Origin of the sequence: Achromobacter sp. MYb9, assembly GCF_002975275.1 — a bacterium.
In the GTDB taxonomy this organism is placed as follows: domain Bacteria; phylum Pseudomonadota; class Gammaproteobacteria; order Burkholderiales; family Burkholderiaceae_B; genus Achromobacter.
Genome location: NZ_PCOQ01000008.1, coordinates 248,030 through 254,059 on the forward strand (window position 1 = coordinate 248,030; position 6,030 = coordinate 254,059).

Annotated in this window: 5 protein-coding genes; 4 read left to right on the forward strand and 1 reads right to left on the reverse strand. The window is 67.6% G+C overall.

All coding sequences use genetic code 11. The annotated features are described in order from the left end of the window. Positions 1–3: 3 nt before the first annotated feature. The 4 genes from pgi (at position 4) to CQ050_RS14840 (ending at position 4,812) form a co-directional block, all read left to right on the forward strand. Complete coding sequence (gene pgi / locus CQ050_RS14825; RefSeq protein WP_105557582.1) at positions 4–1,671, forward strand: glucose-6-phosphate isomerase; 1,668 nt, start codon at positions 4–6, stop codon at positions 1,669–1,671. A gap of 11 nt (positions 1,672–1,682) precedes the next feature. Next, positions 1,683–2,804 (forward strand): UDP-glucose 4-epimerase GalE, encoded by a 1,122-nt coding sequence (gene galE / locus CQ050_RS14830; protein WP_233214053.1) that lies wholly within the window; start codon positions 1,683–1,685, stop codon positions 2,802–2,804. Positions 2,805–2,987: 183 nt separating this feature from the next. Then, positions 2,988–3,935 (forward strand): serine O-acetyltransferase EpsC, encoded by a 948-nt coding sequence (epsC, locus tag CQ050_RS14835; protein WP_105557583.1) that lies wholly within the window; start codon positions 2,988–2,990, stop codon positions 3,933–3,935. Positions 3,936–3,993: 58 nt separating this feature from the next. Then, a complete protein-coding gene (locus tag CQ050_RS14840) occupies positions 3,994–4,812 on the forward strand; it encodes an NAD-dependent protein deacetylase (RefSeq protein WP_105557584.1) in 819 nt (272 codons plus the stop codon). Positions 4,813–4,949: 137 nt separating this feature from the next. Here CQ050_RS14840 and CQ050_RS14845 read toward each other — a convergent pair whose 3' ends face one another. After that, entirely contained in the window at positions 4,950–5,804 is an 855-nt protein-coding gene (locus CQ050_RS14845; RefSeq protein WP_105557585.1) for an inositol monophosphatase family protein, read from the reverse strand. Positions 5,805–6,030: the final 226 nt, after the last annotated feature.

Consider the following 6,030-nt stretch of genomic DNA (forward strand, 5'->3'; position numbering starts at 1 on the left):
GCGATGGGTAAGGCCAACTATGCGATTGAGGCGTTAAGGGCGAACTCCGGCTTGGCGCACAGCCCCGAGTGGCAGGCGTTCGCGCAAGCGGCGCAAAGCGCCGGACTGGACGCCGGCACGTTGAAAGTGATCGAGGCAGCGGGATTGTGCGTGGACCTGACCATGCAGCGGCAGTCCCCCGCCTTGGAGGGGGCGGCGCTGAACCTGCTGCAGGCGCGCGGGTTGGCGGACGCGCGCCACGCGCTGTTCGCGGGCGACCCGGTCAACTGGACCGAAGGCAAACCGGCGTGGCACACCGCGCTGCGCGCCGGCCGCACCCGCGAGCAACCGGACGGCCAGGATGCGGATTCCGTCTGCGAGTATTCGCGCATGACCGATTTCGTCCGCAAGCTGGACCAGACGGCGGACTTTTCCACGGTGCTGCATATCGGCATCGGCGGCAGCGACTGGGGCCCGCGGTTGGCCATTCAGGCGTTTGGCGGGCCGTCGCAACGACGCCAGATCCGTTTTGTGTCCAACATCGACGGCCATGCCTTTCATGACGCCGTGGCGGGGCTGGATCCGCGCCGCTGCCTGGTCGTGGTGTCGTCCAAGTCCTTCACGACATCCGAGACCCTGCACAACGCGCGGGCCGCCATTGCGTGGCTCAAGCAAGGTGGCGTGGCGGACGTGTCCGAACACCTGGCGGCGGTTACCGCGAATGCACCCGCCGCGCGCGCCCTGGGCGTGCCGGCCAGCCAGGTGTTCAAGATGTGCGACTGGGTCGGCGGACGCTATTCCGTCTGGTCGGTCGCCGGGCTGTCGATCGCGTTGACGGTGGGCGCCGACGTGCTGATCGGCATGCGGGCGGGCGCCGAGGCCATGGACCAGCATTTCCAGCAGGCGCCGTTCGCCTCCAATGCGCCGATCCAGCTGGCCCTGGCCGGCCTGGTGAATTGCAGTGTGCTGGGCCACAACTCGCTGAACATCGCCGCGTACAGCGCGCGGTTGCTGCATCTGGTGACGTATTTGCAGCAGCTGGAAATGGAATCCCTGGGCAAGCGCGTGGCGGGCGACGGCGCGGCGGTCGGCGTGCCAACGGCGCCCATCATCTGGGGCATGCCCGGCACCGACGGGCAGCATACGTTCTTTCAATGGTTGCACCAGAGCGAGGAGGGCGCGCCGGTCGACTTCATCGCCAGCCTGCAGGGTCATGCCGACAGCCCCGATGCGCACCGCATGCTGCTGGCCAATTGCCTGGCGCAGCGGCAGGCGCTGCTACGCGGCAAATGCCTGGAAGAGGCGTTGCTGGATGTGGCGCATATCGACGACCAGGAACGCGCGCTAAGCCTCGCGCAGCACATGGTGCATCCGGGCGGGCGGCCGTCGACCCTGATCGTCCTGCGCCAGCTGGACCCGCGCGGGCTGGGTGCGCTGCTGGCCTTGTACGAGCACAAGGTGTTCGTGCAAAGCGTGGTCTGGGGCATCAATCCCTTCGACCAATGGGGCGTGGAATTGGGCAAGCGCCTGGCCACCGGCATCGAACGCGAGCTGGCGGTTCCGGTGTCGGCCGGGGTGGTGGACTGGGGCCATGACGCGTCCACGTCGTACTGGATCGACCGCTATCGCGGCCATGCCCAGGCGCCGCGCTCGCGGCATGCGTGGGTGCCGGGCATGGCGGCCCATCTTTGACGGGGACGGGCATGCCACAGCTGAATGTGCTGGTGACGGGCGGCGCGGGCTATATCGGTACGCACACGCTGGTTGCGATGCTGGCGGCAGGCCAGCGGCCGCTGGTGCTGGATAACTTCAGCAACGGCAGCCGCGAGGCCGTGCACCGGGTCGAACGCCTGTGCGGCGTTCCGATTCCGCTGATAGAGGGCGATATCCGCACCCCGGGCCTGATGGAATCGGTGCTGGCCGAGGCCGCGGCGCGGGGGGAGCCGGTGCAGGCGGTGTTGCATCTGGCGGGCTGCAAGGCGGTTGGGGAATCGGTGGCGGATCCGCTGAAGTACTACGACAACAACGTGGCGGGGTCGTTGGCCCTGCTACGCGCCATGCGCGACACCGGCGTCGCGCGGCTGGTGTTCAGTTCATCGGCCACCGTCTACGGCGAACCGCGCTACTTGCCGTTTACCGAGGCCCACCCGCTGGCGCCCACCAACCCCTATGGCCGCACGAAATGGATGGTGGAAGAGATGCTGCGCGATGTCTGCGCGGCGGATCCCGCCTTCAGCGCGGTCACGCTGCGCTACTTCAACCCCATCGGCGCGCATCCCAGCGGGTTGATCGGCGAAAGCCCGCGTGACCTGCCCAACAACCTGTTCCCCTTCATCACCCAGGTGGCGGTGGGCCGGCAGCCGTTCCTGCGCGTGTTCGGCGACGACTACGCGACGGCCGACGGCACCGGGGTGCGCGACTATCTGCACGTGATGGACCTGGCGCAAGGCCATGTGCAGGCCCTGGCGTATTCCGAAGGGCATCCGGGCTTTGTCGCGGTGAACCTGGGAACGGGGCAGGGCACCAGCGTGCTGGAATTGGTGCGGGCCTTTGAACAGGTCAATGGCTGCCGCATCCCCATGCGCACCCAGGCGCGGCGGCCCGGCGACATCGAACGGATGTGGGCCGACCCGGCGTTGGCGGCGTCCCTGCTGGGGTGGCGCAGCACGCATGACGTGGCCGCCATGTGCGCGGACGGGTGGCGCTGGCAGCAAGGCAATCCGCAAGGCTACGAGGCGTCGGGCGATGCGGGGCCGGCCGGCGAACGGCCCGCCCAGGCGCAACCGGCGCACGAACCGCCGGGGCGGGGGAAGGCCGCCGCATAACCCCAATGGCATGTCGGAAGGGTTACGGAAAAAGGGCGCGAGCGGTTACAGTTGACGGGATTATTGCGTAGCAACATGGCCCGGCGGCCTGGCCGCCCGGGCCCTGTACCGTCAGTGAGGCACTTCCATGTTTGAATTCCATCCGTATGCCGGGCTTAGCGGCGCCTTGCCGGAGCCGCGGCAATGAGCGGCCCCTCCTACCTGCCGCCGGCCCACTGGAACCTGGACAGCATCGTGTCCGGCCTGCGCGAAGCGCGTGTCGCGTGGCGCGGTCCGCGTGGCCGCCTGCGTGAAGATTCGGGCTTGCGTGAATTTCCATCGCAGGAAAGCCTGCGCCAGATCATCAAGGACCTCTGTGGCGCCTTGTTCCCGATGCGCCTGGGTCCGATCGACCTGCGCGAAGAGGTCGAAGACTTCTACGTTGGACACACCATCGGCGCTGCGCTGGATGCGCTGCTGCATCAGGTCTGTCTGGAACTGCAGTACATGGGCCGCCATGAACACGTGGACCCGGCCGATACGCAGCGGCGCGCCATCGAGATCGTGCGCCAGTTCGGCGCCGAGCTGCCCCGCGTGCGTGCCGCGCTTGACCTGGACGTGACCGCCGCCTATCAAGGCGATCCGGCCGCGCACAGCGTGGACGAGGTGCTGCTGTGCTATCCCGGCGTGGCCGCGATGATCCATCACCGCCTGGCCAACGTCCTGTACCGCCTGAACGTGCCGATGCTGGCACGCATCGTGGCCGAGATCGCGCATGCCGACACCGGCATCGACATCCATCCCGGCGCCACGATCGGCCGCAGTTTCTTCATCGATCACGGCACGGGCGTCGTCATCGGCGAAACCGCCATCATCGGTGACCGCGTGCGCCTCTACCAGATGGTGACGCTGGGCGCCAAGCGCTTTCCGCCCGGTGAAAACGGCGAGCTCAAGAAGGGCCTGCCGCGCCACCCGTTGATCGAAGACGACGTCGTGATTTACGCTGGCGCCACGATCCTGGGCCGCGTCACGATCGGCAAGGGGTCGACCATCGGCGGCAATGTCTGGCTGACGCGCAGCGTGGCGCCGGGCAGCAACGTCACGCAGGCCAGCCTGGTCAGCGACATGCCGGATTGCGGCCTGGGCGGCTGAACGCCGCCTTCACGCGCGTGGCGCCGCCGGGGCGGACGGCCAGGACAGAGGAGTCAGGATGGATACACGAGTCTCGGATCTGGCCGCGCTGCGCGGCTTCATCGACCGCCACCCGCGGCTGTTCGTCCTGACGGGGGCGGGTGTCAGCACCGACTCGGGCATCCCCGACTACCGCGACACCGAAGGCGAATGGAAGCGCAAGCCGCCCATGACGCTGCAGACCTTCATGGGAGACGACCTTGCGCGGGCGCGGTACTGGGCCCGCAGCATGGTCGGCTGGCGGCGCTTCGGCAGCGTCAAGCCCAATGATTCGCACCGCGCGCTGGCGCGTCTGGAATCGCACGGCCACGTCACCGTGCTGGTCACGCAGAATGTCGATGGCCTGCATGAAGCCGCAGGCAGCCGCGAAGTCGTGGACCTGCATGGCCGGCTGGACGAGGTGCGCTGCATGAATTGCGATTGGCGCGGCGGCCGCCAGGCCTGGCAAGACGACCTGCAGCACGGCAACCCGGAATGGACCTCGTTGGACGCCACCGATGCGCCCGACGGCGACGCGGACCTGGACGGCGAGGATTTCTCGCGGTTCACCGTCCCGCCTTGCCCGCGCTGCGGCGGCATCGTCAAGCCGGACGTGGTTTTTTTCGGTGAAACCGTGCCCCGCGACCGCGTCGACCGGGCCAATGCCGGCCTGATGAGCGCCGACGCGGTGCTGGTGGTCGGGTCATCGCTGATGGTGTATTCAGGCTACCGCTTCGTGACGGCGGCCTCCCGCAACGGCATGCCGATCGCCGCCATCAATCTGGGCCGTACCCGGGCGGATCCGCTGCTGACACTGAAGGTGGAACAGCCTTGCGCGGTGGCGCTGGACGCCCTGTAGGCACGGTTTTTGCCGGCCGGTTTTTGATCGGTCTAAGCAAGTGCTTGCCCTGTAAGGGATTTTTCGCGCAGTTACAGACCTTTCCATAGGGTTGTCCACAGGAACTGTGGATAATTCCTAGGGATAACCCCGATTTTTCAGGGCTCCGTGGCGTCAATGCCGTCGCCCAGCAACGCTTTGCGGGCAGCGTGCCAACTGCCGGCGTCCGGAGCATAAAGCAGTCCGCCCGTGCGGTGCGTGGGCTTGTAAGGCGACCCGTCGAAGCGAGCGGCGTAGCCGCCGGCCTCGCGGTGCAGCAGCCAGCCCGCCGCATGGTCCCAAGCCGTCAACTGGTTGTACAGCGCCACGTGGCAATGGCCCGCTGCCAGCATGCGGTATTCATGCGCGGCGCACCGCAGCGACGAGGTGCTGCCCAGGCGCGACAAGTTGCCGTTGACGACGGTGCGCAGCGGCTCGGGCAGGGCGCCGGTAGAGATCAGGCCATCCATGTCCTCGGGGGGCGCCGGACTGGCCACCGTCAGGGGCGCCTGCCGGCCGTTTTCGTATTCCATCCAGGCGCCTTCGCCCCGCACGGCCAGCGCGCTGTCGCGGTTGACCGGGTCGTAGATGACCCCGGCGATCACGTCGCCACGGTGACACGCCGCGATCATCATGCCGAACAGCGGCAGGCCGGCCACATAGTTGCGGGTGCCGTCGATGGGGTCGATCAGGAAGGCCAGGTCGGCGTCCACCAGCATGTTCAGCAGGGCGGGATTGCGCGCTGAGGCTTCTTCGCCGATCAGCACGGCGCCGGGATGCAGCTTGGACAGGCGGGCGGCGATCAGGCGTTCGGCCGCTTCGTCCGCGTCGGTCACCAGGTCGCGCGGCGAACTCTTGTTCCGGACTGCTCCTTCCGGCAGGTTGCGGTAGCGTGGCATGACCTCCGCCAGGGCGGTTTCGGCCAGCACGGCGGCAAGCTTGCGGGTGTCCTCGCGGGTAAACGTTCTGCTCATACTGACTCGTCCAGGGAACGCGCAAATCTATCATGCCTGAGCGGCATTTGATCGCGTTTCGCAAGTCACTGGAACGAAAGGACTTTTTCGGGCTGTGCAGAAGTTATCTGCCGGGTTGTCCACAGTTGGTGGGGATAAGCGGGGCAATCCCGCTCATTCTGAGGGGCGCGGGCGCCGCCGCCGGGCCGCCCCCAAGGCGGCGCAGCCCCCTCGGGGGGCAGCAAGC